Below are 24832 nucleotides of genomic sequence, written 5' to 3' on the forward strand. Positions count from 1 at the left end.
TAAAAGCCTGATTATATGACAGATACCGTCGCCTCCCTCGCTGTCGAGCCCCGCTTGAACCGCCGCCAGGCCGCCAAGATCCGCACGCGACAAAAGGTTCTGGACGCCGCCCGCTCGCTCTTCGCCGAGCGCGGCTATGAGCCCGCCACGATCCGCGACATCGCCAAGGGCGCGGGCATGTCCACCGGCGCCGTCTTCGCCAACTTCCAGGACAAGGCCGAACTGTTCGAAGCGGTCCTGACCGAGGACATGACGCGTCTGGCCGAGGTGGTCGAGGCCGCGGCGCCCGAAGGCGAGCCCGTCCGCCAGCGCCTGGTCAGCGCGCTGAGCGCCGGCTACCACTCCTCGCTGGATCAACTGCCCCTGTTCCAGGCCATCGTCGCCCGCTCGTGGTTCCAGCCCCTGGCCGCCGAAATGCGAGCCCGCGCCGCGACCAAGAACCTGCTGCTCGCCATCAGCAACATCCTTCAGGATGCGGTGGCCAAGGGCGAACTGTCCAAGGACGCCGACAGCCGCCTGCTGGTCGAGCTGATCTGGGACGCCTATCTGTCGAACTACCGCCGCGCCGCCTACGACGAATGGGACGCGCAGGCCCTGTCAGACCATATGGGCAAGCAGATCGACGTGATCCTGGCCGGCGCCATCGCCGCCAAATAAGCTTGGGCAAAGCCGCCTTCGAAAGGCCGGGTCCGCCAGCGCGGGCCCGGCCTTTTTCGTGAGCGTCAGCTCCGGCGTTTCAGGGTGACGTAGAAGGCGCCGTTTCCGCCGTGCTTCTGGTGGGCGATGGTGAAGCCCGACACCACGCCGCGCAATGCGGGCGAATGCATCCATTCCGCAAAGGCCGAACGGATCACCCCGCCGCCCAACCGACCCTGACCGGTGATGACCAGCACTGCCCGCATTCCGCGCGCCTGGCAGGATGTCAGGAAGCCTCGAAGCTGATCCTCGGCCTCGAACCGGCCGAAGCCATGCAGGTCGATGCGCGCCTCGATGGGATCGCGTTCGCGCGACAGCCGCTGCTTGCGGCGCGGCTCCAGATCCTCGGGCGCGGGCTTGGGCTTGTTCGGCGAAGGTCGCTTTTCCGCCGGCGGCGCGACAGCGGTGCGTTTGGGAGACGCCTTGACCAAGGGGCGCGGGCGCTCGATCGGCGTCACCACGATCTCGGGCGGCGTTTCGGAGCCGGGCGTGACGCGGGCGGCCTTGCGCGTCCTTGGCGTCACGACCGATCCGGCCACGCGGGTCCAGATGCGACGGTCCTCGGGCGTCAATCCGTTCTCGTCACGGCTCGGGCCCTTTCGCCTCATGCCTCGCTGTCGTCCTCGATGGTGTCGCCGGGGCCGGGCTCGTGCGCGAGCAGATCGCCGGGCTGGCAGTCCAGTTCGCGGCACAGGGCGTCCAGGGTCGAGAAGCGCACCGCGCGGGCCTTGCCGGTCTTCAGGATCGACAGGTTCGCCACCGTCACCCCGACCCGGTCGGCGAGTTCGGTCAACGACATGCGGCGTTCCACGAGGACGCGGTCGAGCTGGACGCGGATGGCCATGCGCAAATCCTACTTCGAAACGGCTCAGATCGTCAGTTCGGATTCGCGACGCAGGCGCGCACCCTCGCGGAACACCTCCGCCAGTACGAAGACGATGAGCACGGAAAAGATGGGGGTCAGCAGTTCGCCGAAGCCCTGCGGATCCATGACGCCGGGCGCCAGCCGCTTGGCGACGAAGCCCTGGGCCACCCAGACGCCGCCGGTCACGACCGCCAGGGTCAGGCCGATCTGGCGCAGACGGCGCACATTATCGGGCTGGAACGGATCGCCCATGGTCAGGGTGCGGATGATGCGGCGCAGGCTGCGCAGGATCAGCATGAACCCGCCGAAGTAGGCGGTCGCGGCGCCCAGGCCGAACAGCAGCAGGGTGCGCGTCAGCGGCAGTTGCTTGCCGCCGGAATCTCCGCTGACGGTGATGTTCACATTGTCCAGGGGAATGAAGATCGCGGCGATGACCAGCAACAGCAGCACGCCGGTGATCAGCCAGAGAAGGATGTAGGCGACGTCCAGCACCACCTTCAGCACGCTGGACACCGAACCCGGGCCGAGCGCTTTGATCGGCGCGCCCAGCCAGTTCGGAACGCTTGCCTCGCCTCGCTTCAGCGGATTTGGCGGCAGGGGCAGGCGCATGGTCTTTTTGATCTCAAGCCGGGGAAGGCGGGGCGATGGCCACGCGGGGTCCGGCGAACCCGCGCGCGGCTCTATACATCGCGGTCTTCATACAGGTCGTCAAAGCTCCAGTGATCGAAAAGAAAGGGATCAAAGGGCTTGGAACAGGGTGACGACCAGGGCGGTGGGCAGGGCGGCGATCAGAACGGTGCTGACAAAAGCAGCGCCGATCTTGTCGAGCCACATCGAGGTGTTCATCGTATGCATTGTGGTTCTCCGTCTTTCTTGTTTGGGCGATTATCGCCGTTTGGATTTGTTAGCCGCATGATCGTTCCCGGTTTTCCGGAAGTCCTGAACGCTGCGACCTCGTTCCTGACGATCAATAGATAGGCCGTGCGGGCGAAAGAAGCACGTTACATATCGTTTAACGATATTAAACTTTGGCAATAGACTGTTTCAGGAGCGTGATCGACGATGAATCTCAAGCTTATCAAAGGGATGCGGATCGTCGTGGCGACGCATAACGCCGGCAAGGTTCCCGAAATCTCGGCGTTGCTGGGCGGAAATTACGAACTCGTCACCGCCGGCCAGCTAAACCTGCCCGAACCCGACGAAACGGAGAGCACCTTCACCGGCAACGCCATGCTGAAGGCGCGCCACGCGGCCGAACTGTCGGGCAAGGTTTCCCTGGCCGATGATTCCGGCCTGTCTGTCGCGGCGCTGGATGGCGCGCCGGGCATCTTTTCTGCGCGCTGGGCCGGACCGGGCAAGGATTTCGCCGTCGCCATGAAGAAGGTGGAGGAGCGGCTGGAAGAGATCGGCGCGACGGACCGCGCCGCCTGGTTCACCTCGGCCCTGGCGGTCGCCTGGCCGGACGGCCCCTGCGTGGTGGTCCAGGGCGAGGTTCACGGCCAGCTGACCTTCCCCCCAAGCGGCGATCGCGGGTTCGGCTACGACCCGCTCTTCATTCCGATTGGCGGCGACCAGACCTTCGGCGAGATGGAGCCGGCGGCCAAGGACGCCATCAGCCACCGCACCGTCGCATTCGCCAAGCTGAGAGCCGCCCTGATTGACTGATCCGATTGATCCGGGATCGGACGTCGGCCTCTACGTCCACTGGCCCTATTGCGCGCGCATCTGCCCCTACTGCGATTTCAACGTCGTGCGCGATCGCGGACGCACCGAGGAACAAGCCGGGCTGGTCGAGGCGATCCTGACCGATCTGCGCGCCCAGAGCGCTCTGACAGGCCCGCGTCGCCTGGGCTCGATCTTCTTCGGCGGCGGCACGCCGTCGCTGATGGCGCCCGACGCCGTCGCGCGGATCGTGGCGGCGGCCCGCGACCTGTTCCCGCCCGCCGGCGACATCGAGATCACGCTGGAGGCCAATCCCACGGACGCCGAGGCCGGCCGGTTCGCCGCCCTGGCCGACGCCGGGATCAACCGCCTGTCGATGGGGGTTCAGGCGCTGGACGACGCCGCCCTGCGTTTTCTAGGTCGCGACCATTCGGCGGCCGAGGCCCTGCGCGCGGTCGATCTGGCCCGACGCGCCTTCGACCGACTGTCCATCGACCTGATCTACGCCCGCCCGGACCAGACGCCTGAAGATTGGGCCGCCGAACTGACGGCGGCGCTGGCGCTCGGGTTCGAACACGTCTCGCCCTATCAACTGACCATAGAGCCGACGACCGCCTTTGGTCGGGCCTTCGCACGCGGAACCCTGACCCCGCCGGACGAGGACCGGGCCGCCTCCCTCTACGAAACCACCCAGGACGTCCTCTCCGCCGCCGGCTTTGAAGCCTATGAGGTGTCCAACCATGCGCGCGGTCCCGCCGCCCGGTCGTCGCACAATCTGCATGTCTGGCGCGGCGGCGACTATCTGGGCCTCGGCCCCGGCGCCCATGGCCGGCTGACGCTGGACGGCGTCAGGACCGCGACCGTCGCCCACCGCCGCATCGCCGACTATGTGGCGGGCGTCTCGGGCCTCACGCCCTGGTCCGAGCGCGACGCACAGACTGCAGCCGACGCCGCCGAGGAACGGCTGCTGCTGGCCCTGCGCACCACCGAAGGCGCGCCTGTCGCGCTGCTGTCGGCGCTCGGCCTTTCGCCTGAAGGCGCGCCGGTCGCCGACCTCATCGGCGATGGATTCCTGACGCTTAAGGCCGACCGACTGATCGCCACCGAGCGCGGCCGTCCGGTGCTGGACGGCGTACTCAAGGCGCTGCTGACCTAGGCCTTCTTCAGCCCCAGCATCCCTAACCAGCCGCCGCTGGTCAGAAGGGCGACATCAAGCAAGGCCAGAGGCAGGGGCGTCGAAACCGGCGCAGCGATGAAGCGCGAGCGCCAGTCCGGGCCGAACTTGGCCTTGTAGCTGCGCAGACCCTGGAAGCCGTAGAGCGCCCCGCCCTCTTCGAACACCAGGGCGCCGACGCGGGCGAAGACCGGGGCGATGCGACGATCCTCCAGCCCGGCCAGCGGCGCCATGCCCAGGTCGAAACTGGCCAAGCCTTCGGCCTTGGCCCATTGGGCGCAGCGGATGAACAGATAGTCCATCACCCCATGCGGCGCGTCCGGCCGATGGCGCATCAGATCCACCGCCGCCTCGTCGGGCGAAGTCAGCAGATTGGCGAAGGCGACGATGCGGCCGCCCTCCTTGACCACCGCCAGCGGCGTCAGGTCCAGGTAGTCGACGTCGAAGCGCCCTAGGGAGAAGGATTTCTCCGAGCCCTCGTGCATGGCCAGCCAGGCGTCCGAAATCTCGCGCAGTTCGTCCGCGATCGCTGCGGCCGAACCGGGCGGCAGAACCTCGAACGAGGAGCCTTCACGCTCGGCGCGATTGATGGCCGTGCGCAGGTTCTGCTTGCCCTTGCCCTCGATGGAGAAGCGGTGGGCGTCGATCACAGCCGTTTCGCCAACCTTGCGCACCGCCAGCCCCATGGTCGCCAGATCGCCCAGCACCTCTCCGCTGACCGAATAGAAGACCGCCGCCCCGCCATAGCTGTCTGCCATCTCGGCAAAGGACCATAGCAACTCCAGCCGTTCGCTCTTGAGCCCCGCCGGTTCGCCCATGGCGATCCAGCGCCGTCCCCGCACGCGATAGGCCAGGAAGCTGGAACCCGACGGGCTGAACATCAGCGCCTTGTCGCCCAGCATGGCCAGCCAGGCCTCGGGCGTGGCCGTATCGGCCGTCTGCAGCGCCTGAAGCGCGCGCTCGATGTCGGCCTTGCTGGCCGGTCCGTGACTGTGGGCGCCCGGCGAGCTCAGCAACGAGCGGCCGGCCACCACCAGCGTCAGGATGGCAAGCACCAGTCCCGCTCGCAGAAAGCCGGACGCTTGGCGATCACTCAGGAAGCGCCACCACAGCTCATCATTATAGGCCACGTCGCGATAGGCGAAGAAGCCCAGCCACAGCATGGCCGCCACCACCGCCGTCAGCAGCAGCAGCCAGCTGGGCCGCAGCGGCTCGCTGAGCCGCGAGCGCCGGTTGAAGGCCGTGCGGCATGGCGCCAGCAGGGCGGCGACGACCAGCAGATCCGTCGCCTGCTGCCAGTCCAGACCCTTCAGCACCGAAAACACCGCTCCGGCCGCCAGGACCAGCAGGGCTGCCCAATAGGCGCCGCGCCGACGCCGCCAAAGACCGGCCGACAAGAGCAAAAGAAGGAAACCGGCGATGCTGCCGACGAAGTGCGACAGGTCGATCAGGATCGGAGAGACGACGCCCGTCAGCTGGCGCAACCGACTGTCGAACTCGGGCGTCACCGCAGAGGCCAGCATCAGCGCGCCTGCGCCGAAGGCCAGCACCGCAAAGATCTGGGGCGTCAGCTCGAAGGCCAGACCCGCCAGTCGGCGGATCAGACCGGATGTGTGCCGGGGGCGGCTGGACAAGCGTGGCCTCTCGAATCGCGGATCGCCCGAACATAGACCAAGAATCGTCCAACCGGGGCGCTGCCAAGGTCATTTCGGGGCATACGAAACAATCCGTAACAGAGGGAGTATATAGGGGTGCGGGCGTCGGGTCCGCGTAACTGGGGATGACCCATGAATATCAAGACCGTTCTTCTGGCTGGCGCTGCAGCCGCCTTCATGACCGCCGCGCCGGCTCTGGCGCAAGAAACCACGCCCGCTCCCGCCGCCGCGCCTGCCGCGGCCGCCTCGTCGCAGCAATCGCTGTCGCTGAACCCCGGATCGAGCGTTTCCGGTCCTGACGGCGAGCTGGGCAAGCTGGAAGGCGTTCAGAACAATGCCGAAGGCAAGCAGGAGCTCACCGTTCGCGGCGCCGACGGCCAGCTTCGCGCCGTTCCGCTGAGCGGCATCCGTCAGGAAGGAACCGGCGTCGTGGTCGCCTACACTAAGGCCGAGTTCGACGCCGCCGCTCCGATCGCCGGCGCTCCTGCGGCCCCTGCCGCTGATCCGGCCGCCGCTACCGCGCCGACAGCGGAGCCTGCGGCTGAACCGACCGATCCGGCGACCACCGAACCGGCGACCCCGGCTCCGGACAGCGCCACGCCGGCTCCGACCGAGCCGCAATAAGACAGTCTCCTCAGGCTGAATGACCAAGGGCGGTCGGGTTTCCCGGCCGCCCTTTCGTCTGTCCGCAACCCAGCGGCGACAGTGGCGCAGCAAAAAGGGCGGCTCGTGAGAGCCGCCCTTTTCCTTGTCGACCGACTATCGGATCAAGCGCGACGCTTGACCAGTCCCAGAAGGAACAGCAGCAGGCAGGCACCAAGGAACGCCACGATCAGGGTGACGAAGTTGAAGCCGCCAACCGGCGTGCCGAAGATGTTGTTCGAGATGAAGCCGCCGAGCAGAGCGCCGATGACGCCGACGATCAGGTTCGTCAGCAGGCCGTGATTGCGACCCATGACCTTTTCAGCCAGCCAGCCGGCGACGATGCCGATGACGAGCCAACCAATGATTCCGAGACCCATGCTGTGGTTCCTTCCTTTAAAAGCCAAGCTGTTGCAGTAAATGCGGCTCGGGCCATACGGTTGCGTCATCGTTCAAAGCTTGCCGCAATAAGGTCGAATTCGCCTCTGGCGCGATCCGGCACGGCGATTGCCGTGATCGACGTGTGTCGTCCCGCATCGGGACAGACGTTGAGACGAGGATCACCGTCATGGCCGACGACATCGACCTTCATCTGGGCCGCCGCCTGCGCCGCCGTCGCCGCCTGCTGGGCCTGACCCAGCAGCAGTTGGCCGTCCAGGTCGGCATCCGCTTTCAGCAGATCCAGAAGTACGAATGCGGCGCCAACCGCATCTCCGCCGCGCGCCTTTGGCAGTTGGCGGAGGCGCTGGAAACGCCCGTCGCCTATTTCTACGATGGCTTGGCCGAGGCGATGGAGGCCGACGCGCCGACGCCCAAGGGCGGCGAAGTCTTTTCGCGCAAGGAAACGCTGGATCTGATCCAGGCCTACTATCAGTTGGACGAACGGCCCCGCCGGCGTTTGCTGGATCTGGCCAAGTCCCTGCATGCGGGCGACGCGGCCGCCGCCTGATCTGCGCGTCTCCCCGATCTGCACGTCTCAAGGGGCGCCCATGCCGGCGAAAGCGCGGTAAGGGAATCCCATGACCGAATACGAAGCCTTCGCCATCGAACTGGCGCGCGAAGCCGCGCGCGTGACCCTGCCCTTCTTCCGCTCGGACATCGGGCATGAGGACAAGGGCGGCGCGGCCGGCTTCGATCCCGTCACGGAAGCCGACAAACAGGCCGAGGCCGCCATCCGCCGCCTGATCGCGGCCCGCTATCCCGACCACGGCGTCATCGGTGAGGAGTATGGCGAGGACCGACCGGACGCCGAGCACGTCTGGGTGCTGGATCCCATCGACGGCACCCGCGCCTTTATCGCGGGCCTGCCGCTGTGGACGACGCTGATCGCCCTGCGCACCAACGGAAAGCCCACGGTCGGCGTCATCGCCCAGCCCTATCTGGATGAAATCTTCATCGGCGGCCCGTCCGGCGCGCGCCTGTTGCGCGGCGATACCGAGACGCCGCTGGCCGTGCGGTCCTGTGAGACGCTGACCGACGCCGTGATTTCGACCACGGACCCCGACATCTTCAATGGCGCCGAACTGGGCGCCTGGACCCAAGTGCGCGCGACCGCCCGCCTGGCGCGCCTGGGCTGCGACGCCTACGCCTACGCCATGGTGGCGGCGGGCAAGATGGATCTGGTCGCCGAGACCAGCCTGAAGCCCTGGGACTGGTCGGCCCTCGTACCCGTCATCGAGGCGGCGGGCGGCAAGGTCGTGAACTGGCGCGGCGCAGCGCCGGACGACAGGGGTCAGGTCCTCGCCGTCGGCGACGCGCGTCTGATCGACCAGGCCCTGGTGACGCTGAAACGCGCGGCCGCATGAAGCTCTCACCTGGCGCATATTGACGCAGGTCGAGAGACGGCGTCAGGGTGCGAACGGTTGAGGGGACGGATTTCGATGACTGGGCAGTCCAAACTGGTTGTCGGCGTCGACGTGCCCTGGGTCACGAGTTGGAGCGGCGAAGAGATTACGGGCGCCGCGCCATGCCGAACCGTCGGCGGCCGTCTCGCCCTGATGCAGGCCAGTGCGCCCGGCGCCGGCAAGCCGCAATATTCGAAGAACCATCTGGTCCGACAGCGCCTCACCGTCGCGCGCATGCTGTGCCCGATGTGCGGCGAGCCGACCCAGGAGGGCGATCGCTGGACCCAGATCGCCGCGCGACGTTGCGCCGGTCAGCTCAGGGCGCGCGGCGGTCAGGTTCGAGCGGACATCGCCGACGACCGCGTGATGATCGACGCCGGCTCAATCGCGCCCCTGCACCGTCGCTGCGTCGACCGCTCGATGAAATACTGCCCGCACCTGCGCGCCAGCGACGATGTGATGGTCATGCGCTTCCCGCGCGAATGGATCGTCCTGCCGCTGCTGATCAAGGCCGAGACCGGCCCCGGCGTCGCCGTCGCCTTCCTGCAGCTATGCGGCGTCACCCAGACGATCGACCGACGCTGGCGCGCCGAAACCGCCGCCTAAGCGATCAGACCGCCTTTACGTCCGCCGTCCTCACCGACGGATCGGTGAGCGCGTCGGCCGCAGGCGCGACCAGATCGGCCATGGCGTCGAATTCGTTCAGGAAGACGGCGCGCAGATCGTCAGCCTCCATGATGACCTCGTGCTTGGCGCCGGCGACCTCGACGTAGCGGCCGCGCGGGATGCGTTTAGCGGCCCATTGGTTGGTCTGTTTCCACACCACGTCGTCGGCGCTGGCCTGGACGATCACGACCGGCGCCTTGACCGCCTTCAGGGCCTTGGGCTTCAGCGCGCGCTCGCCGGCGTCCAGCGCAAAGGCCAGCCAGCCATAGGTAGGACCGCCGATGGCCAGGTGCGGACAGGCGTACAGCTGCTGACGCCACATCTCATAGCGGGTCTCGTCCGAGGTCAGGGCGTCCTCGGCGAAGTTGTGGTCGAACGGATCGTCGGGGTCGCCCAGGATATAGTCGCCCGCCTGGCCGTGGCGGATGTTCCAGCGCACCACCAGCTTGACCGACCACATCGACCGTTTGCCGGTCTTGATGCGCAGCATGGGGCTGGACAGGACCGCGCCGGCGAACCGGTCCTCGCCGCTTTGCAGCGACAGCAGATTCAGGCACGCGCCCATCGAGTGGCCGACCATGATCCACGGCTTGGGGCACTGATCCTCATAGGCGTTCAGCAGGCGGTTGTAGTCGTCCAGAAACTCCTCGACCGCACGGGCGTGACCCTTCAGCCGATCCGGCAACAGCCGCGCCGACAGCCCCTGGCCGCGCCAGTCGTGGGTCAGAACGCACCAGCCGCGCGCCAGGAAGTTGCCGATCACCTCATAGTATTTCTCGATGGGCTCGGTGCGGCCGGGGCTGAGCACGACGGTGCCGCGCACCTTTTCCGCTGCGAGATGCGACGGCTTCCACAGCCCGGCGCGCAGGCGCATTCCGCCCGCGCCGCGAAACCAGTCGCCCTTTCCGCCGGGTGGCGGATAGGCGCCGGGAACCCCCATCAGCGGGGCGTTGGCGGCGAAGGCTTGGGCGCGGTTCACTCGGGCTTCCTGAACTTCAAGGTCATGCGATCGCTCTCGCCGATCGCGTCGTATTTGGAGCGGTCGAAGGCGGGGTCCGCCGGTTCGCCGCGCGGCGCCGTCAGGCGCGTGGGCGCCAGGGTGTCGACGCCGAACGGGTGATCCTTGGTGTCTTCCGGATTGGCGTTGATTTCGGACGCCTCGACGAAGACGAAGCCCGCCTCGGCCGCCAACTGGCGCACGAAGGCTTCCTGCACATAGCCGTTGGCCGCGACCGGATCCTGGTCCTCCGCCGGGGACAGTCGATGTTGCTCGACGCCCAGGATGCCGCCCGGGCGAAGGGCGGCGAAGGCGTCGGCGAAGGCCTTTTCCGCAATGCCAGCCGCCATCCAGCCATGCAGGGTCCGCATGAACAGACACATCTCGGCCGTACCCGCCGCGATCACCGGACCGGACCCCGCGCCGAAAACCGAAAACTGCGGCTCGCCATAGAGCTTCTTGTCGCTGGAGAACCGGGTGCGGAACGCGGCGTTCAGCACGGCCTGGGCCGGCTCGGCGGTCGGCCCCTCGGGGAACAGGGCGGCGACATAGGTTCCCGCGCCCTTGGCCAGATAAGGCGCCAGGATTTCGGTGTACCAGCCGCTGCCGGGCCAGAACTCGACCACCGTCATCTTCGGCTGCAGGCCGAAGAACCGCAGCGTCTCCATCGGATGGCGGAAGGCGTCGCGCGCCTTGTCCTGCGCCGTGCGCCACGGCCCCTCGACCGCCCATTCCAACGAGCCTTCCGGCGGCCCGGCCGGCGTGGGCGGCGCGGCCGGCGCCTTTGCGGCCTCGTCCTTGCGCCCGCAAGCCGCCACGCCGGTCAGCCCCAGCGCCGCAGCGCCGCTCAGCAGAAACCGACGCGACAATTCGCTCGCGCTCGCCAGACGATCAGCCATTCAAAACCTCCGCAGGACGCCGGGACCCGCGTCCGACGCACCCTGACGCCTTGGGCTTAATCGGGTTCGCAGGTCCGGTCAAAACGCAAGACGGCCTATTCGGGCTTGCGGAAACGCAGGGTCATCCGATCGCTCTCGCCGATGGCGTCGAAGGCGGCGCGTTCCTCGGGCGTCAGGGTGCGGCCGGACGGATCGTTGCGCGCGGCCGACTGGCGGATGGGCGGCAGGGTCCAGACGCCGAACGGATGATCGTGATCGTCCTTGGGATTGGCGTTCAGTTCGCTGCGCGCCTCCAGCACGAAGCCGGCGTTGCGCGCCTCATGGATCACATAGCTTTCAGGCACATAGCCGGTGGAGGCGACTTCAGCGACATTCAGACCCTCCGCGCTGCGGTGCTGTTCGACGGCCAGCACGCCGCCGGGCTTCAAGGCCTTGAAGAAGGCCTGCAGATACGGCTGGGTCCGGCCGTCGCGTGACCAGTTGTGGAAGGCGCGGGCCACCAGGATGAAGTCGGCGGTTCCGTCCGCCACGCCCATGCTTTCCAGCGGGCGATTGACCGGCACATAACGCCCGCCGGTCGCCGCCGCATAGGGTTCGAGGATGTGCCGCCACCAGCTGGCGCCGCCCGGCTCGATCTCCACCACCGTCATGCTTGGCGTCAGCCCCCAGAAGGTCAGGGATTCATACGGATGACGATAGACGTCGCGCGCCCGGTCGGCGGCGGGCCGGGTCTCGGCGGCGATGGCGGTCTGCAAGGCCGTGTCGTCGGAGAAGGTCGGCATGGCGCTGGACAGGGCCGAGCGCGGCGGCGTCCACGCGCCTTGGGTCTGGGGCGACTGTTGGGCCAGGGCGGGGGCGGCGGACAGCAGGACGGCGACTAGGCCGTAGACGGCAGGGCGCATGATCGAGGGCTCCAGGTTCAGGTCGTTCTCCATAGGCAGGCGGGCCGCCCGCGCAAATGAACTTCGCGAGACACAGGCGGATTTGACGCAAGCAAAATCGTGCGGGCGGCGCCCTTGACGCCGTTTCGCCGGTTCCCATCTTGGCTTCCGAGGACGCCGATTTCGGGTTCTCCAGACTGACGGCGCCGGTTTCGGGTCGTCGATCTGATCTCCCACCGTCCGGGCCAAAACGCCGGGCGGCTCAACCTTGCTGATCCTCAGGAGGATGCTGATGCGTACCTATGATTTCACCCCGCTGTACCGTTCGGCCGTCGGCTTCGATCGTCTGGCCAATCTGCTGGAAAACGCCTCGCGCGCGACCAGCCAGGACACGGGTTATCCCCCCTACAACATCGAGACCACGGGCGAGAACGCCTATCGCATCGAGATCGCCGTCGCCGGCTTCAGCCCCGACGAGTTGAACATCGAGGTGAAGGAAAACCTGCTCACCGTGACCGGCCGCAAGACCGCCAACGACGATACGGCGACGCAGAAGACCTATCTGCATCGCGGCCTGGCCGAGCGCGATTTCGAGCGCCGCTTCCAGCTGGCCGACTATGTCGTCGTCAACGACGCCAACCTAGTCAACGGTCTGCTGTCGATCTCGTTGAAGCGCGAGCTGCCCGAGGCGCTGAAGCCCCGCCGCATCGAAATCGGCGCAGTCCAGCCGCTGATCGAAGGCCAGGCCGAGAAGAAGGCCGAAGCGGCCTAAGCCGCTTCAAGGCGAACTATCAAAGGGCGGCGTTCGCGCCGCCCTTTTTTATGCCGCCAGGTGCGCAAAGGCGGCGACGACCTGTTCATAGGCCGGGCGTTTGAACGGCACGATCAGGTCGCAGGCGTCCGACAGCGGCCCCCAGCGCCAGGCGTCGAACTCGACCTCGTCGTCGGCCGCAAGATCGATCTCGGCCTCGTCTCCGGTGAAGCGGAAGGCGAACCACTGCTGCTTCTGACCCTTGAAACCGCGCCAGGCCTTGGCGTTGTTCATGGCTTCGGGCGGGAAGTCGTACAGGATCCAGTCGTCCGTCCGCGCCAGCAGTTCGATCGAGGTGACGCCGGTCTCCTCATGCAGTTCGCGGCGGGCGGCGGCTTCCAGATCCTCGCCCGCATCGACGCCGCCTTGCGGGAACTGCCAGTTATGCGGACCGGGCGTGGCATGCCGCTGGCCGTACCAGACCAGGCTTTCGCGGTTGAACAGCACGACCCCGACGTTGGGGCGGTAGAGGGAGAGGTCTGTCATCGAGTGGCGAGTGGCGAGTGGCCAGTGGCGAGCCGCTGCGACGAAGAACCGTCTGGCGGTTCAGCGGGGCGCCGCGTGACATGGTCGGTGGGACGGACAAAGCCGCCACTCATCACTCGCCACTCGCCACTCGCCACTTTCCTAACGCCCCGGCCGCATCGACATGGACGAGGCTGGCGCCAGTTGCAGGCCGCGCTGTTCCAGACCGGCGGTCCAGCGGGCGGCGGCCTCGACCGTCACCGGATAGCTGAAGCCGGCCCCCAGGGCCGAACCACGCAGCTTGGCCTGGGCTTCCAGACCGTTCAGGGCGGCGACGATGGCGGCGGGCGACTGGGTCCGGTCGATGACGCGGTCGGCGCTGGCCCGCGCCCAGGCGCCCGGCCGACGCTGGAACGAGCCGTCGTCCAGGAAGGCGACGCCGCGCTGGCGCAGAACGCTCAGGAAGGCGTTCATGCCGGTGTCCGAGCCGGCGAACCGGTCGCCCAGATAGTTGGTCACGCCGAAATAGCCCGTGGCGCGGCTCAGAAGCCAGTCCATCTTGGCGGTCACGTCGTCGGCGCCGCCGTCGGCCAGCAGCGTATACGGGCCGGGGTCGTTGTCGGGATAGCCGGTCGGCTCCATCGGCATTTCCAGCATGACCTCATGGCCCTGCGCGCGCGCCTGGTCGATCCAACCCTGCAGATTGTCGGCATAGGGCACGAAGCTGAGCGTGACCTCCGGCGGCAGGCGTTCAATGGCCGCCCTCGTCGTGACGGCGTTCAGGCCCAGGCCGCCGACGATCAGCGACACGCGCGGCTTGCCGTTCGGTCGGAACGGGCGAGCATAGGCCTGGGCCGGCACACGGCCGTCGGGCGCGATCATCGGCAGGGGACCGTTCGATCCGGGCTGCGAGAGGCCGGCGATGGGAGCCTTGGCCAGGGGCGAGGCGGCATGGACCGGCGCGGTGATGGGCGCGCCCTGACCTGAGACGCTGCCGCCGTCCGGCAGGGTGATGACGGCGTCGCCGCCTGCGGTCGGATCGGCGCCACCCGCCAGATTTTGATATAGCCCCATCGCGCCCATGGAGAAGGCTTCGAAGCCCGTCGGGGCCGGCGCTTGCGGTGCGGGCGCGTCGCGTTCCAGCGCGACATGGGCCGAGGGCGTTCCCGCCTTGGGATCACCCAGAACCGTCAGGAACAGGGCGCTGGCGCTGAGCAGCAGCAAGCCCGCCAGGCCGGCCGCGACCGGCGGCTTCTTCAAGGCGTCGACGACAGGTTTCAGGCTCGGGCCGTCCTTGGCGCGCGGGGCGGTCCCGGCGGTGGCGGCGAGTGCGGATTGGCGTTTGGCGAACATGGGCAAGAGTGGAACCGATCTGGAATCCTACGCCCGCATCATCGCGCGCCGTCGGTTAAGAAACCCTAACAGGCGGTTCACCATGATCGACGCGGTGATTTCTGGGGGCGGCTGTCACGGATCGTGCGTTGACGCGGGCGACTTCGCCCTTCCAGATGCCGACCTCCCCGCGCCGACCCAGGATATTTCAGATGATGAGCCCCGCCGCTGACGACGCCCTGCGTGACGAAGTTCGACTGCTGGGCGGCATTCTGGGCGACATCATCCGCGACGAGGGCGGGCAGGCCCTGTTCGACCATGTCGAGGCGGTGCGCCAGGCTTCGATCGCCTATCACCGCGACCCGGCCTCGCACCCGGCCAAGCGTCTGGAGAAGCTGCTGACCGCCATGTCGGTGGATCAGGCAGCCGGGCTGGCCCACGGATTCGCCCTGTTCTCCCTCTTGGCCAATATCGCCGAAGACCGCTCGACCCGCAGGCGCGCCCAAAGCCAGGCCGAGGCCGGCGCTCGTCCCGACACGCCCGAAGGCGCGCTGAAGCGTCTGGCCGACCAGGGCGTGGATCGCGAGGCTGTGCGCGCCCTGCTAGACCAGTCGCTGATCTCGCCCGTCCTGACCGCCCACCCGTCCGAGGTCCGGCGCAAGAGCGTCATCGACCGTATCGCCGCCATCACCGACCTGCTGGACGCCTGCGACAAGGCCGGCGACGCCTGCACCCTGGACGCCATCGCCGAACCGCTGCGCCGTCAGATCGTCATCCTGTGGGCCACGCGTCTGGTCCGCACCCAGGGCCTGGTGGTGCAGGACGAGATCGACACGGTCGTCTCCTTCCTGGACCGCATCTTCCTGCACGTCGCGCCCAAGCAGTTGTCGGCCTGGCGGCGTCTGCTGGACGCGCCCGAGCTGAAGCCCTTCATGCGCGTCGGCACCTGGGTCGGCGGCGACCGCGACGGCAATCCCAACGTGGACGCCACGGTCATGGCCGCCGCCTTCCGCACCCAGGCGCGGGCCGTGCTGACCTTCTATCTGGACGAGGTCCACGCCCTGGGCGCCGAACTCAGCCTCGCGGCCGAACTGGCTCAGGTGTCGCCCGCGCTTCAGGCCCTGGCCGACGCCGCCCATGACCCCTCGCCCCATCGCGCGGACGAGCCCTATCGCCGCGCCCTGACCGGCGTCTATGCCCGCCTGGCCGCCACCCACGAGAAGCTGGGCGACGCCCCGCCGCCCCGTCGCCCGGCCGTTAAGGCCGAACCCTATCCCGGCCCCGACGCCTTCGAGGCCGATCTGAAGACGCTTCACGACAGCCTGGTGTCGCACCACGGCGGCGTCTTCGCCGACGACCGGCTCAGCGACCTGATCACGGCGGTCGAAGTCTTCGGCTTCCATATGGCGACCCTGGACATGCGCCAGAACGCGGACGTCCATGAACGCGTCGTCGCCGACCTGCTGAAGGTCGCCGGCGTCCAGTCCGACTATCTGGCGCTGGACGAAGAAAGCCGCCTGAAGGTGCTGGCCGCCGAACTGGCCTCGTCGCGCCTGCTGTTCAGCCCCTATGCCGACTACGAGCCGGAAACGCTGAAGGAGCGCGCCATCCTTCAGGCGGCCGCGACCGCACTCGCCGCCTTCGGGCCCCAGGCGATCCGCACCCATATCGTGTCCAAGACGGATGCGGCGTCCGATCTGCTGGAAGTCTATCTGCTGCTCAAGGAGGTCGGTCTCTACCGGCCCGAAGACCCGGCCGCCTGCCCCATCCAGGCCGCGCCCCTGTTCGAAACCATCGAGGACTTGCGCGCCGCGCGCCCCACCTTGGAGCGGCTGCTGCAGGAGCCCTCCGCCCTCGCCGTCGCCCACGCGCGCGGGGTGCAGGAGGTGATGATCGGCTATTCGGACTCCAACAAGGACGGCTCCTACCTGACCTCGGGCTGGGAGCTGCACGAGGCCTCGCGCGCCCTGGTCGAGGTCACGCAGAAGCACGGGCTGAAGCTGCAGCTGTTCCATGGGCGCGGCGGCACGGTCGGGCGCGGCGGTGGTTCGTCCTTCGCCGGCGTCCTGGCCCAGCCCGAAGGCACGGTCCAGGGCCGCATCCGCACCACCGAACAGGGCGAGGTCATCGCCAACAAATACGGCGAGCCGGAGATCGCGCTGCGCAATCTGGACGCCCTGACCTGCGGCGCCATGCTGGCCTCCCTGGGCAAGGGGACGGATCACGCCTTCACCGCCGAACACGGCGCCACCCTGTCGGACCTGTCGGCGCGTTCGATGGCCGCCTATCGCAAGCTGGTCTACGAAACCGACGGCTTTGTCGACTACTACCGCGCCGCCACCCCCATCGCCGAGATCGCCGATCTGAAGATCGGCTCGCGCCCGTCGTCGCGCACCGCCTCGACGCGGATCGAGGATCTGCGGGCCATTCCCTGGGTGTTCAGCTGGTCGCAAAGCCGGGTCATGCTGCCCGGCTGGTTCGGCTTCGGCTCGGCGGTGCAGGGCAAGGACATGGCCGAGCTGAAGGCGATGGCCGAGGCCTGGCCCTTCTTTAAGACGCTGGTCCAGAACATGGAGATGGTTATGGCCAAGTCCGACATGACCATCGCCCGCCGCTACGCCACCCTGGTGCCCGATGCGTCGCTGGCGTCGCGCATCTATGGCGAAATCCGCGCGGAGTGGCAGCGCACCCATGACGCCATCCTGGCCATCACCGGCCATGACGCCCTCTTGGGCGGCCAGCCCGAGCTGGACCGGCTGATCCGGCTGCGCATGCCCTATGTCGAGCCGCTGAACCACGTCCAGGTCGAGCTGATCCGCCGCCGCCGCGCAGGCGACGACGACCCCCGCGTCCGCGAGGGCATCCTTCTGGCCATCAACGGCGTGGCGGCGGGGTTGAGGAACAGCGGCTGACTACAGCCACTTCGTCCGTTTGAACGTCACATACAGCGCCGCGCAGATGGCCGCGATCACGCCCAGAACCGCATAGTATCCGTATTCCCAGCGCAGCTCGGGCATGTGTTCGAAGTTCATGCCGTAGATGCCGGCGATGGCAGTCGGCACGGCCAGAATAGCGGCCCAGGCGGCGAGTTTGCGGGTGATCAGGCCCTGGCGTTGCTGCTCCAGCAGATTGGCGACCTCGAACACCGACGACAGGATGTCGTTCAAGCCCCCCAGCCGGCTGTTCACCCGCCGCACGTGGTCGCCCACGTCGCGGAAGTAGGGCCGCATGTCCGGATCGATACAGGGCAGGTCCAGAGACTGAAGCCGCCCCAGCACCTCTTCCATCGGCCCCAAAATGCGACGGAACTTCAGCAGTTCGCGGCGCAGGGTGAAGAGCCGGCGGATTTCCAGGCGCGACAGGAAGGCGTCCAGCGTCCGCTGTTCCATCTCCAGAACGCTGTCCTCGACATCGTCGACGATGGGAGCATAGGCGTCGACGATGAAGTCCAGAATGCCATGCAGGACGAAGTCCGGACCCTTCTTCAGCTGCAGGGGCGAGGCTTCCAGCTGTGTACGCAGATGGTTGTGGGCGCGAGCCGAGCCGTGCCGGATGCTGACCACATGGTCGTCGCCGACGAAGACGTGCGTTTCGCCATAGGCCAGCCGGTCATCGATCTTCATCGCCGTGCGCGCCACGACGAACAGCTCGCGGCCATAGACCTCAACCTTGGGCATCTGGTGCGCCGCCAGGGCGTCCTCGACCGCCAGCGGATGCAGCTTGAACCGATCGACCAGGATCTCGATCTCGGCGTCCGTGGGATCGTAAAGGCCGATCCAGACGAACTCACCCGGCTTCAACGCCAGCCCCTCGGGCGTCAGCGGCGCCTCACGCACGCGCTGACCGTCGCGATAGACGTAGGAGGCGACGACGGTCATGCGGGGTTCCGGGATCTGCGCGGGTCTCGACCTGCTCTAGGCCAGGTTTCAGCCAAACGAAACGGCCGGCGGATCGCTCCGCCGGCCGTCAGGTTTACGAATCGCTCAAGTCGCGCGAAGCGCGGTAGCGCCCTCGATCAAGAAACAGGGAAGCCCCGGACCTTCAGCAGGGCCGCCACGTCCGGGTCGCGACCGCGGAAGGCGCGATAGGCTTCGGCGCGATCGGTGGTGTTGCCCGGCGCCAGCATGATCGACTTGAAGCGGCCGGCGATGTCCGGATTGAACACGTCGCCCGACTCTTCGAAATAGGCCCAGGTGTCGGCGTCCATCGTCTCGGACCACAGATAGCTGTAGTAGCCCGCCGAATAGGCGTCCGACGTGAACAGGTGATTGAACTGCGGCAGGCGGTGCCGCATCACGATCTCCTTGGGCATGCCGATCCGCGCCAGGCTGGCCTTTTCGAACGCGTCGATGTCGGTCGGCGGCACGGCCTGAGTGTGCAAATCCATGTCCACGATGGCCGAGGACAGATAGCTGACGGTCGCATAGCCCTGGTTGAAGGTGGCGGCGGCCTCGATCTTGTTGACCAGTTCGGCCGGCATGGCCGCGCCCGTCTGATAGTGCTTCAGATAGCCGTCCAGGATCGGGCGGCTCAGCACCCAGTGCTCGTGCACCTGCGACGGATATTCCACGAAGTCGCGTGGCGTATTGCCGTACGACGGATAGGTCACCACCGACGACAGATAGTGCAGGGCGTGGCCGAACTCGTGGAACAACGTCTCGGCGTCGTCCAGCGAGATCAGCACGGGCTCGCCCGGCTCCGGCTTGGTGAAGTTGTTGTTGTTCGACGCCAGGATGACCTTGGAGCCGTCCAGCTGCGAGAAGGACCGATAGGTGGTCATCCAGGCGCCCGAACGCTTGCCCGGACGGGCGTAGTCGTCGGTGTAGTACAAACCGATCAGGCGGCCGTCGCGGCTCTTGTCATAGACCTCATAGGCCTCGACGTCCGGCTCGAAGGTCGGCACCGAACCCTTGGGCAGCTTCCTGAACTGGAAGCCGTACAGGCGCTCGGCCATGGCGAAGGAGCCGGCGCGGACCGCGTTCAGCTCGAAGTAGGGCTTCAGCTGGTTCTGATCCAGGTCGTACTTGGCCTTACGCACCTTCTCGGCGAAGTAGAGGTAGTCCCACGGCTCGATGTCGAAGCCGGCGATCGCCTTCATGTCGGCGACTTCCTCGGCGACGCGGGCCTTGGCCGGCGCCCAGACGCGGTCCATCAGGGCCTGAGCATTGGCCGGGGTCTTGGCCATCGTGTCCTGCATGCGCAGTTCGGCGTGGTTGCGATAGCCCAGCAGCTTGGCGCGTTGGTCGCGCAGCTTCACGATCTCGGCGATGGTCGAGTTGGTGTCGTTGACGTCGCCGTTGTCGCCGCGATTGACGAACTTCTTCCAGACCTGCTCGCGCAGGGCCCGATCGTCGGCGAAGGTCAGGAAGGGATCGACCGCCGATCGCGTGTTCAGGATCGCCCAGCCCTGCAGATTGCGGCTGCGCGCCGCGCTGGCGGCGGCCGCCTTGTTGGAGTCCGGCAGGCCTCGCACGCCCGCCTCGTTGGGGATCAGCGTCCAGGCGTTCTCATCGGCGACGACCTTCTGGCCGAAGCGGGTGAAGGCGTTGGACAGGGCGGTGTTGATCCGGCCCAGCTCGGCCTTGCCGGCCGCGTCCAGATTGGCGCCCGAACGGATGAAGGCGTCGCGGCGACGCTCGGCCAGACGCTTCTGCTGGGCGCTGAGACCCGCCGCGTCCGCGGTGTCGGCGACGGCCTTGACCCGCTGGAACAGCTTCTCGTTGAAGGTGATCTCGTCGGAAGCCGCGGACAGCAGCGGCGACAGCTCGGTGTCGACCGCGTCATAGGCTTCGCCGCCGATGTTGGAGGTCATCACGCCATAGACATTGGACGCCCGGTCCAGCGGCTCGCCGGCCAGCTCCAGCGCCGCCATGGTGTTGGCGAACGTCGGGGCCTCGGGGTTGTTGGCGATGGCGGCGATATCGGCGCGTTGCAGTTCGATGCCTTCCAGCATGGCTTCGCGCAGCTTGGCCGGCGTTACCTTGTCGAAGGGCGGAACGCCGTCATACTTCCCGGTCCAGGCCTGCAGCAGCTCGGCGCGCGGCGTCTGGCGGGGCAGGACGGCGCGGGCAATGCGCGCTTCCTCGGCGACGCTGGCGGCGGACGGCGCCGCAGCAGACCCGCCCGAGGTCGCGCCCGTGGAAGCGCAGGCCGACAGGGCCATCAGGCTGCCGCCCGCAATGAGAAGCTGGCGTCTATGCATGGAATGCTCCGAAACAAGATCATGGTTGCGATACACTTAGGCGCACGGATCGCCCCCGTCACCTGACGCGGGGATAAACTTGTCGCCAATCCGGTTGGATACGTCGTCGCACTGTTCTAAAGCCGGGCCATGGCTATTGGCGTTTTCGACTCCGGCGTGGGCGGCCTGACCGTCCACCGCGAACTGACCCGACGCTTCCCCCAGCGGGACTTCGTCTATCTGGCCGATCAGGCCCACGCCCCTTATGGCGGGCGCGGCGGCGAAGACATCGTCGAACTGACGAAAACCGGTTGCGAGCGTCTGTTCGCGGCCGGCGCCTCCGTCGTCGTCCTGGCCTGCAACACCGCCAGCGCCATTGCGCTTCGCCGCCTGCAACAGACCTGGCTGCCGGGTCTGCGCGAGCGTCTGGGCCGCCCGGTCAACATCCTGGGCATCATCGTCCCGACCATCGAGGCGGCGACCGGCAAGCCCTGGAGTTTCGAGGCCGAGCGCCCGCAGGAGGGCGAAAAGGTCGCCTCCATCGACATCACCGGCGTCTTCTGCACCGCCGCCACGGCCATCAGCCGCGTCTACGAGATCGAGATCGACAAGCGGCGGGAGGACATCGCCGTCTTTTCCGAGCCCTGCCCCGGCCTGGCGGGTCTGATCGAGCTGGGCGCGCCGCCGGAGGAGCTGAAGGTGGTGATCGACGACCACGTCGACGCCCTGCGTCGCCGCATCGGCCGCCACCCGGACAAGGCCATCCTGGGCTGCACCCACTATGAGATCGTCGCCGAACTGTTCGCCCAGGCCCTGCCGGCCGGCACCGTTCTGATCGAACAGCCGACGGCGGTGGCGGATGCGCTGGAGCGCTATTTCAAGGCGCACCCCGAATACGATCTGGGCGACGGCGGGCGTCGCGACTTCCTGACCACCGGCCAGGCCGGGCCTCAGTCGGAACTGGTGTCTCAGTTTTGGGGCGCGCCCGTGACATTCGAACAGGCCTGAGGGCTCAGCAGCCCGGGCAATCCGGCAGCGGCTCGGTCTCCAGCTGCAAGGTCGTATGGCCAATGGCGTAGCGCTTCGCCACGGCCTGGGCCTCGCAGATCAGGGCCGCCGTGTCGGCGCGGTCGTGGACAAGGTGGGCGGTCAGGGCCGTCTCGGTCGTCGACAGTCCCCAGACGTGCAGATCATGCACGGCTCGCACGCCCGGCAGGCCGACCAGCGCCTGTTCCAGAGCCGGCACGTCCACGCCCGTCGGCGCGCCGTCCATGGCCAGATTGACCGAGTCCTTCAGCAGGCCCCAGGTCGACCACAGGATCACGACCACGATCGCCAGGCTGACCAGCGGATCGACCACCGACCAGCCGGTCATCATGATCAGCCCGCCCGCCAGTACCACGCCCAGCGACACGCCCGCGTCGGCCATCATGTGCAGATAGGCGCCGCGCGCATTCAAGTCGTGCTGCGACTTCATGAACAGCAGCGCGGTGCCCAGGTTGATGACGAAGCCGATGCCCGCGACCGCCATGATGACGCCCGACCCGACCGGGGCGGGCTCGTTGAACCGCCGCACGGCCTCGAACGCGATGGCCCCGCAGGCGAAGATCAGCAGCAGCGCATTGGCAAGCGCCGCCAGCACCGTCGCCTTGCCGAAACCATAGGTGCGCCGACCGCCCGCCGCCCCATGTGCGCCGCGTCGCGCCAGCCAGGCCGCGCCGCCCGCCATGGCCAGACCCAGCACGTCCGACAGATTATGCCCGGCGTCGGCCAGCAGGGCGGTCGAGTCCGCGATCAGGCCCGCGCCGAACTCGCACGCCACGAACAGCAGATTGACCACCAGGCCGACGGCATAGCGCCAGTCGCCGGTGTCCACCGGACCGTGGCTATGGCCGACGTGGCCGTGGCTGTGTCCGTGGTGACTGTGAGAATGCCCATGGCCATGATCCGCATGATCGTGGTCATGCCGGTGGCTGGGGCTGTGGTCGTGTGCGGCGTTCATGGCTCGCCTATAAGCCCTCTGGCGAAACAGCCAAGCCGCTACATGATAACGCATTGAATGTTATCATGTAATATCGCGTCAGTGCTGGTGCATGGCGACAATGAGGCCGAGAGCGATCAGGGCCACGCCCAGCACTGCTCCCTCATATCGCGCCCATCGCTCCAGCCGCAGGATCGAGGCGCCGGCGCTGGCCAGGGCCGTGAAGACCGCCATGCCGGCGATGGTCCCCGCCGCGAACACCACCGTCAACAGCGCCAGGGCGCCAAGACCCGCCGAGGCCGAAGACAGATAGATGGGCAGCAGAACTTCGCCCGGCGAGACCGCCATCATGGCGACCAGACCGAGGAAGGCGGCCTTGTCGGACACGGCCGGCTCGGGCGTCTCGACCGCAGGACCACCGGCCATGGCCGGACGCTTCAGGGTCGCGCGCGCCAGATAAAAGGCGCCGAACAGGAACAACAGCACGGCCGCCAGGTGGGGCAGGACGCCTTGAATCCACTGGTCCAGCGCCAGACCCGCCGCCACGATCAGACCACCGACCACCGCCGTCGTGGCGATATGGGCCAGACCCGCCGCCGTCACCGCCATCAGGATCCGCGACGCTCGCCAGCCTTGCGCCCGTCCCACCAGGGTGAACGGCAGCCAGTGGGTCGGCAGGGCCGCATGCAGGAAGGCCGCAACGAAGCCGCCACCCAGCAGGGAAAGCATGACGGACTGTTCAGGGCCAAGGGACATGACCGGCCCTATAGCGTGTTACTTTATAACGGTCGAGAAGAATCGGCGATCAAAGCCAATCGGCGAACGGCTCGCGGTCCAGCATCTCTTCATAGGTCGGGCGTGGCCGGATCACGGCCCACTGATCGCCGTCCACCAGCACCTCGGGGATCAAGGGCCGGCTGTTGTATTCGCTCGACATCACCGCGCCATAGGCTCCTGCGCCGGTAAAGACGATCAGATCCTCGGCCTCCAGCGGCGGCAGCGCGCGGTCCCGCGCGAAGGTGTCGCCCGTCTCGCACACCGGCCCGACCACGTCATAGGACGTCGGCGCGCCCCCGCGCGGATTGACCGGCTGGATGTCGTGGAAGGCGTCGTACAGCGCCGGCCGCATCAGGTCGTTCATCGCGGCGTCCAGCACCAGAAAGCGCCGTCCGTCCGAGCGTTCGTTGACCTGGATCACCTGGCTGAGCAGCACGCCGGCGTTGGCGGCCAGCAGCCGGCCCGGCTCAAACGCCGCCTCGACATCCAGCCCGTTCAGAACCCGCGCGGCCATGGCGACATACTCGGCCGGCGACGGCGGCTCGGTCCCGCCGGAATAGGGCACGCCCAGGCCGCCGCCCAGATCCAGTCGGGTCACGGCATGACCCTGCGCCCGCAGTTTGCGCGTCATATCCGCCAAGACCTCGAAGGCGGCCTTCAGCGGCTTAAGGTCGGTGATCTGGCTGCCGATGTGGCAGGCCAGTCCGACGGGCGTGACATGGGGCGAGGCCGAGGCGCGGGCATAGAGATCCATCGCCTCCTCAACCGGCACGCCGAACTTGTCGCCCTTGCCGCCCGTGGTGATCTTGGCGTGACCGCCGGCCCCCACGTTCGGATTGACCCGAACGGCGATGGCGGGCGACGCGTCCATCATGGCCGCGACGGTGATCAGCCGATCCAGCTCGGCGCCGGATTCGACGTTGATCTGACGCACGCCGACGCTGATGGCGAAGGCCATTTCCACATCGGTCTTGCCGACGCCGGAGAAGATGATCCGGTCGGACGGCACCCCGGCGGCCAAAGCGCGGCGAATTTCGCCCTCGGAGACGGTGTCCGCGCCGGACCCCAGTTTCGCCAGGGTCGCCAACACCGACAGGTTGGAGTTAGCCTTGACCGCAAAGGCGATCAGGGCCTCGCCCAGAGCGTCCCCATGCGCATCTGCGGCGGCGCGCAGCAGGCCGTAATGCCGCTTCAGCGTCGCGGTCGAATAGACATAGGCCGGCGTGCCGACCTCGTCCGCGATCAGCTCCAGCGGCACGCTCTCGGCATGCAGGGCGCCGTCCTTCAGGTCGAAATGGTGCAAC

Annotated in this window: 25 protein-coding genes; 10 read left to right on the plus strand and 15 right to left on the minus strand. The window is 67.5% G+C overall.

The window, feature by feature from the left end:
- The first annotated feature begins 15 nt into the window (after nt 1-15).
- On the plus strand, nt 16-657 hold the full coding sequence (locus Q9R14_RS11540; protein ID WP_039243898.1) for a TetR/AcrR family transcriptional regulator: 642 nt from the start codon (nt 16-18) through the stop codon (nt 655-657).
- 65 nt (nt 658-722) lie between these two features.
- Here the strand turns inward: Q9R14_RS11540 and Q9R14_RS11545 are convergent, their stop codons facing one another.
- From Q9R14_RS11545 to Q9R14_RS11555, 3 genes are read right to left on the minus strand one after another with little or no spacing between them, the layout of a single operon-like run.
- Nucleotides 723-1304, minus strand: coding sequence for a Smr/MutS family protein (locus tag Q9R14_RS11545; RefSeq protein ID WP_306002491.1), 582 nt, complete (start codon nt 1302-1304; stop codon nt 723-725).
- Nucleotides 1301-1540, minus strand: a complete 240-nt coding sequence (locus tag Q9R14_RS11550; protein WP_306002492.1) for a helix-turn-helix transcriptional regulator — start codon at nt 1538-1540, stop codon at nt 1301-1303. The genes Q9R14_RS11545 and Q9R14_RS11550 overlap by 4 nt, the downstream gene beginning before the upstream one ends.
- Before the next feature lie 24 nt (nt 1541-1564).
- Nucleotides 1565-2170 (minus strand): DUF2975 domain-containing protein, encoded by a 606-nt coding sequence (locus Q9R14_RS11555; protein ID WP_055807460.1) that lies wholly within the window; start codon nt 2168-2170, stop codon nt 1565-1567.
- A 453-nt stretch (nt 2171-2623) separates the two neighbouring features.
- On the opposite strand from Q9R14_RS11555, the gene rdgB reads away from it, so the two are divergent.
- Both rdgB and hemW read left to right on the plus strand, forming a co-directional pair.
- Nucleotides 2624-3226: an RdgB/HAM1 family non-canonical purine NTP pyrophosphatase gene (rdgB, locus tag Q9R14_RS11560; RefSeq protein WP_306002493.1), complete on the plus strand. Its 603-nt coding sequence runs from the start codon at nt 2624-2626 to the stop codon at nt 3224-3226.
- On the plus strand, nt 3219-4379 hold the full coding sequence (hemW, locus tag Q9R14_RS11565) for a radical SAM family heme chaperone HemW (protein ID WP_306002494.1): 1161 nt from the start codon (nt 3219-3221) through the stop codon (nt 4377-4379). Before rdgB ends, hemW begins: the two co-directional genes overlap by 8 nt.
- Here hemW and Q9R14_RS11570 read toward each other — a convergent pair.
- Nucleotides 4376-6031 carry a GNAT family N-acetyltransferase gene (locus tag Q9R14_RS11570; RefSeq protein WP_306002495.1) on the minus strand — a complete coding sequence of 552 codons (1656 nt, stop codon included), beginning with the start codon at nt 6029-6031 and terminating at the stop codon, nt 4376-4378. The two genes, hemW and Q9R14_RS11570, sit on opposite strands and share 4 nt — an antisense overlap.
- A gap of 153 nt (nt 6032-6184) precedes the next feature.
- Between Q9R14_RS11570 and Q9R14_RS11575 the strand changes: the two genes are divergently transcribed.
- The gene (locus tag Q9R14_RS11575) at nt 6185-6676 is read left to right on the plus strand and encodes a hypothetical protein (protein WP_242077793.1); all 492 of its coding nucleotides are present in this window, start codon (nt 6185-6187) and stop codon (nt 6674-6676) included.
- A 143-nt stretch (nt 6677-6819) separates the two neighbouring features.
- Here Q9R14_RS11575 and Q9R14_RS11580 read toward each other — a convergent pair whose 3' ends face one another.
- Entirely contained in the window at nt 6820-7074 is a 255-nt protein-coding gene (locus Q9R14_RS11580) for a GlsB/YeaQ/YmgE family stress response membrane protein (RefSeq protein WP_055754335.1), read from the minus strand.
- Nucleotides 7075-7262: 188 nt separating this feature from the next.
- On the opposite strand from Q9R14_RS11580, the gene Q9R14_RS11585 reads away from it, so the two are divergent.
- The 3 genes from Q9R14_RS11585 to Q9R14_RS11595 all read left to right on the plus strand — a co-directional run bounded on the left by Q9R14_RS11585 (nt 7263) and on the right by Q9R14_RS11595 (nt 9144).
- Nucleotides 7263-7643, plus strand: coding sequence for a helix-turn-helix domain-containing protein (locus tag Q9R14_RS11585; RefSeq protein ID WP_055754334.1), 381 nt, complete (start codon nt 7263-7265; stop codon nt 7641-7643).
- Between the two features lie 70 nt (nt 7644-7713).
- On the plus strand, nt 7714-8499 hold the full coding sequence (hisN, locus tag Q9R14_RS11590; protein WP_306002496.1) for a histidinol-phosphatase: 786 nt from the start codon (nt 7714-7716) through the stop codon (nt 8497-8499).
- Between the two features lie 75 nt (nt 8500-8574).
- Nucleotides 8575-9144 (plus strand): hypothetical protein, encoded by a 570-nt coding sequence (locus Q9R14_RS11595; RefSeq protein WP_306002497.1) that lies wholly within the window; start codon nt 8575-8577, stop codon nt 9142-9144.
- A 4-nt stretch (nt 9145-9148) separates the two neighbouring features.
- On the opposite strand, the gene Q9R14_RS11600 is transcribed toward Q9R14_RS11595, so the two are convergent.
- The 3 genes from Q9R14_RS11600 to Q9R14_RS11610 all read right to left on the minus strand — a co-directional run bounded on the left by Q9R14_RS11600 (nt 9149) and on the right by Q9R14_RS11610 (nt 12002).
- Nucleotides 9149-10183 (minus strand): alpha/beta hydrolase, encoded by a 1035-nt coding sequence (locus Q9R14_RS11600; protein WP_306002498.1) that lies wholly within the window; start codon nt 10181-10183, stop codon nt 9149-9151.
- The gene (locus Q9R14_RS11605) at nt 10180-11100 is read right to left on the minus strand and encodes a methyltransferase (RefSeq protein ID WP_306002499.1); all 921 of its coding nucleotides are present in this window, start codon (nt 11098-11100) and stop codon (nt 10180-10182) included. Before Q9R14_RS11605 ends, Q9R14_RS11600 begins: the two co-directional genes overlap by 4 nt.
- 95 nt (nt 11101-11195) lie before the next feature.
- Nucleotides 11196-12002 (minus strand): methyltransferase, encoded by an 807-nt coding sequence (locus Q9R14_RS11610; RefSeq protein ID WP_306002500.1) that lies wholly within the window; start codon nt 12000-12002, stop codon nt 11196-11198.
- A gap of 271 nt (nt 12003-12273) precedes the next feature.
- On the opposite strand from Q9R14_RS11610, the gene Q9R14_RS11615 reads away from it, so the two are divergent.
- On the plus strand, nt 12274-12753 hold the full coding sequence (locus Q9R14_RS11615) for an Hsp20 family protein (RefSeq protein ID WP_306002501.1): 480 nt from the start codon (nt 12274-12276) through the stop codon (nt 12751-12753).
- A gap of 48 nt (nt 12754-12801) precedes the next feature.
- On the opposite strand, the gene Q9R14_RS11620 is transcribed toward Q9R14_RS11615, so the two are convergent.
- Nucleotides 12802-13278, minus strand: a complete 477-nt coding sequence (locus tag Q9R14_RS11620) for an RNA pyrophosphohydrolase (protein WP_306002502.1) — start codon at nt 13276-13278, stop codon at nt 12802-12804.
- Nucleotides 13279-13419: 141 nt separating this feature from the next.
- Complete coding sequence (locus Q9R14_RS11625) at nt 13420-14610, minus strand: divergent polysaccharide deacetylase family protein (protein WP_295172837.1); 1191 nt, start codon at nt 14608-14610, stop codon at nt 13420-13422.
- A 191-nt stretch (nt 14611-14801) separates the two neighbouring features.
- Here Q9R14_RS11625 and ppc point away from each other — a divergent pair, with 191 nt between their 5' ends.
- A complete protein-coding gene (ppc, locus tag Q9R14_RS11630) occupies nt 14802-17501 on the plus strand; it encodes a phosphoenolpyruvate carboxylase (protein WP_371929721.1) in 2700 nt (899 codons plus the stop codon).
- Here ppc and Q9R14_RS11635 read toward each other — a convergent pair whose 3' ends face one another.
- The gene (locus Q9R14_RS11635; RefSeq protein ID WP_306002503.1) at nt 17502-18467 is read right to left on the minus strand and encodes a magnesium and cobalt transport protein CorA; all 966 of its coding nucleotides are present in this window, start codon (nt 18465-18467) and stop codon (nt 17502-17504) included.
- Between the two features lie 137 nt (nt 18468-18604).
- Nucleotides 18605-20791: a M3 family metallopeptidase gene (locus tag Q9R14_RS11640; protein ID WP_306002504.1), complete on the minus strand. Its 2187-nt coding sequence runs from the start codon at nt 20789-20791 to the stop codon at nt 18605-18607.
- A gap of 129 nt (nt 20792-20920) precedes the next feature.
- Between Q9R14_RS11640 and Q9R14_RS11645 the strand changes: the two genes are divergently transcribed.
- Entirely contained in the window at nt 20921-21778 is an 858-nt protein-coding gene (locus tag Q9R14_RS11645; RefSeq protein WP_306002505.1) for a glutamate racemase, read from the plus strand.
- A gap of 4 nt (nt 21779-21782) precedes the next feature.
- Here Q9R14_RS11645 and Q9R14_RS11650 read toward each other — a convergent pair whose 3' ends face one another.
- The 3 genes from Q9R14_RS11650 to lysA form a co-directional block, all read right to left on the minus strand.
- Nucleotides 21783-22772, minus strand: coding sequence for a cation diffusion facilitator family transporter (locus Q9R14_RS11650; protein ID WP_306002506.1), 990 nt, complete (start codon nt 22770-22772; stop codon nt 21783-21785).
- Nucleotides 22773-22850: 78 nt separating this feature from the next.
- Nucleotides 22851-23507, minus strand: coding sequence for a hypothetical protein (locus Q9R14_RS11655; RefSeq protein ID WP_306002507.1), 657 nt, complete (start codon nt 23505-23507; stop codon nt 22851-22853).
- Between the two features lie 49 nt (nt 23508-23556).
- Nucleotides 23557-24831: a diaminopimelate decarboxylase gene (lysA, locus tag Q9R14_RS11660; RefSeq protein WP_306002508.1), complete on the minus strand. Its 1275-nt coding sequence runs from the start codon at nt 24829-24831 to the stop codon at nt 23557-23559.
- Nucleotide 24832: the final 1 nt, after the last annotated feature.

This window comes from Brevundimonas sp. C43, from assembly GCF_030732185.1.
Taxonomy (GTDB): Bacteria; Pseudomonadota; Alphaproteobacteria; order Caulobacterales; family Caulobacteraceae; genus Brevundimonas; species Brevundimonas diminuta_C.

Excerpts from the sequence above, each read along its gene's own strand:
- Q9R14_RS11540 (WP_039243898.1), top strand. The coding sequence starts at position 16 with ATGACAGATACCGTCGCCTCCCTCGCTGTCGAGCCCCGCTTGAACCGC.
- Q9R14_RS11545 (WP_306002491.1), bottom strand. The coding sequence starts at position 1,304 with ATGAGGCGAAAGGGCCCGAGCCGTGACGAGAACGGATTGACGCCCGAG.
- Q9R14_RS11550 (WP_306002492.1), bottom strand. The coding sequence starts at position 1,540 with ATGGCCATCCGCGTCCAGCTCGACCGCGTCCTCGTGGAACGCCGCATG.
- Q9R14_RS11555 (WP_055807460.1), bottom strand. The coding sequence starts at position 2,170 with ATGCGCCTGCCCCTGCCGCCAAATCCGCTGAAGCGAGGCGAGGCAAGC.
- rdgB (WP_306002493.1), top strand. The coding sequence starts at position 2,624 with ATGAATCTCAAGCTTATCAAAGGGATGCGGATCGTCGTGGCGACGCAT.
- Q9R14_RS11575 (WP_242077793.1), top strand. The coding sequence starts at position 6,185 with ATGAATATCAAGACCGTTCTTCTGGCTGGCGCTGCAGCCGCCTTCATG.
- Q9R14_RS11580 (WP_055754335.1), bottom strand. The coding sequence starts at position 7,074 with ATGGGTCTCGGAATCATTGGTTGGCTCGTCATCGGCATCGTCGCCGGC.
- Q9R14_RS11585 (WP_055754334.1), top strand. The coding sequence starts at position 7,263 with ATGGCCGACGACATCGACCTTCATCTGGGCCGCCGCCTGCGCCGCCGT.
- hisN (WP_306002496.1), top strand. The coding sequence starts at position 7,714 with ATGACCGAATACGAAGCCTTCGCCATCGAACTGGCGCGCGAAGCCGCG.
- Q9R14_RS11595 (WP_306002497.1), top strand. The coding sequence starts at position 8,575 with ATGACTGGGCAGTCCAAACTGGTTGTCGGCGTCGACGTGCCCTGGGTC.
- Q9R14_RS11605 (WP_306002499.1), bottom strand. The coding sequence starts at position 11,100 with ATGGCTGATCGTCTGGCGAGCGCGAGCGAATTGTCGCGTCGGTTTCTG.
- Q9R14_RS11610 (WP_306002500.1), bottom strand. The coding sequence starts at position 12,002 with ATGCGCCCTGCCGTCTACGGCCTAGTCGCCGTCCTGCTGTCCGCCGCC.
- Q9R14_RS11615 (WP_306002501.1), top strand. The coding sequence starts at position 12,274 with ATGCGTACCTATGATTTCACCCCGCTGTACCGTTCGGCCGTCGGCTTC.
- Q9R14_RS11620 (WP_306002502.1), bottom strand. The coding sequence starts at position 13,278 with ATGACAGACCTCTCCCTCTACCGCCCCAACGTCGGGGTCGTGCTGTTC.
- Q9R14_RS11625 (WP_295172837.1), bottom strand. The coding sequence starts at position 14,610 with ATGTTCGCCAAACGCCAATCCGCACTCGCCGCCACCGCCGGGACCGCC.
- ppc (WP_371929721.1), top strand. The coding sequence starts at position 14,802 with ATGATGAGCCCCGCCGCTGACGACGCCCTGCGTGACGAAGTTCGACTG.
- Q9R14_RS11635 (WP_306002503.1), bottom strand. The coding sequence starts at position 18,467 with ATGACCGTCGTCGCCTCCTACGTCTATCGCGACGGTCAGCGCGTGCGT.
- Q9R14_RS11640 (WP_306002504.1), bottom strand. The coding sequence starts at position 20,791 with ATGCATAGACGCCAGCTTCTCATTGCGGGCGGCAGCCTGATGGCCCTG.
- Q9R14_RS11645 (WP_306002505.1), top strand. The coding sequence starts at position 20,921 with ATGGCTATTGGCGTTTTCGACTCCGGCGTGGGCGGCCTGACCGTCCAC.
- Q9R14_RS11650 (WP_306002506.1), bottom strand. The coding sequence starts at position 22,772 with ATGAACGCCGCACACGACCACAGCCCCAGCCACCGGCATGACCACGAT.
- Q9R14_RS11655 (WP_306002507.1), bottom strand. The coding sequence starts at position 23,507 with ATGTCCCTTGGCCCTGAACAGTCCGTCATGCTTTCCCTGCTGGGTGGC.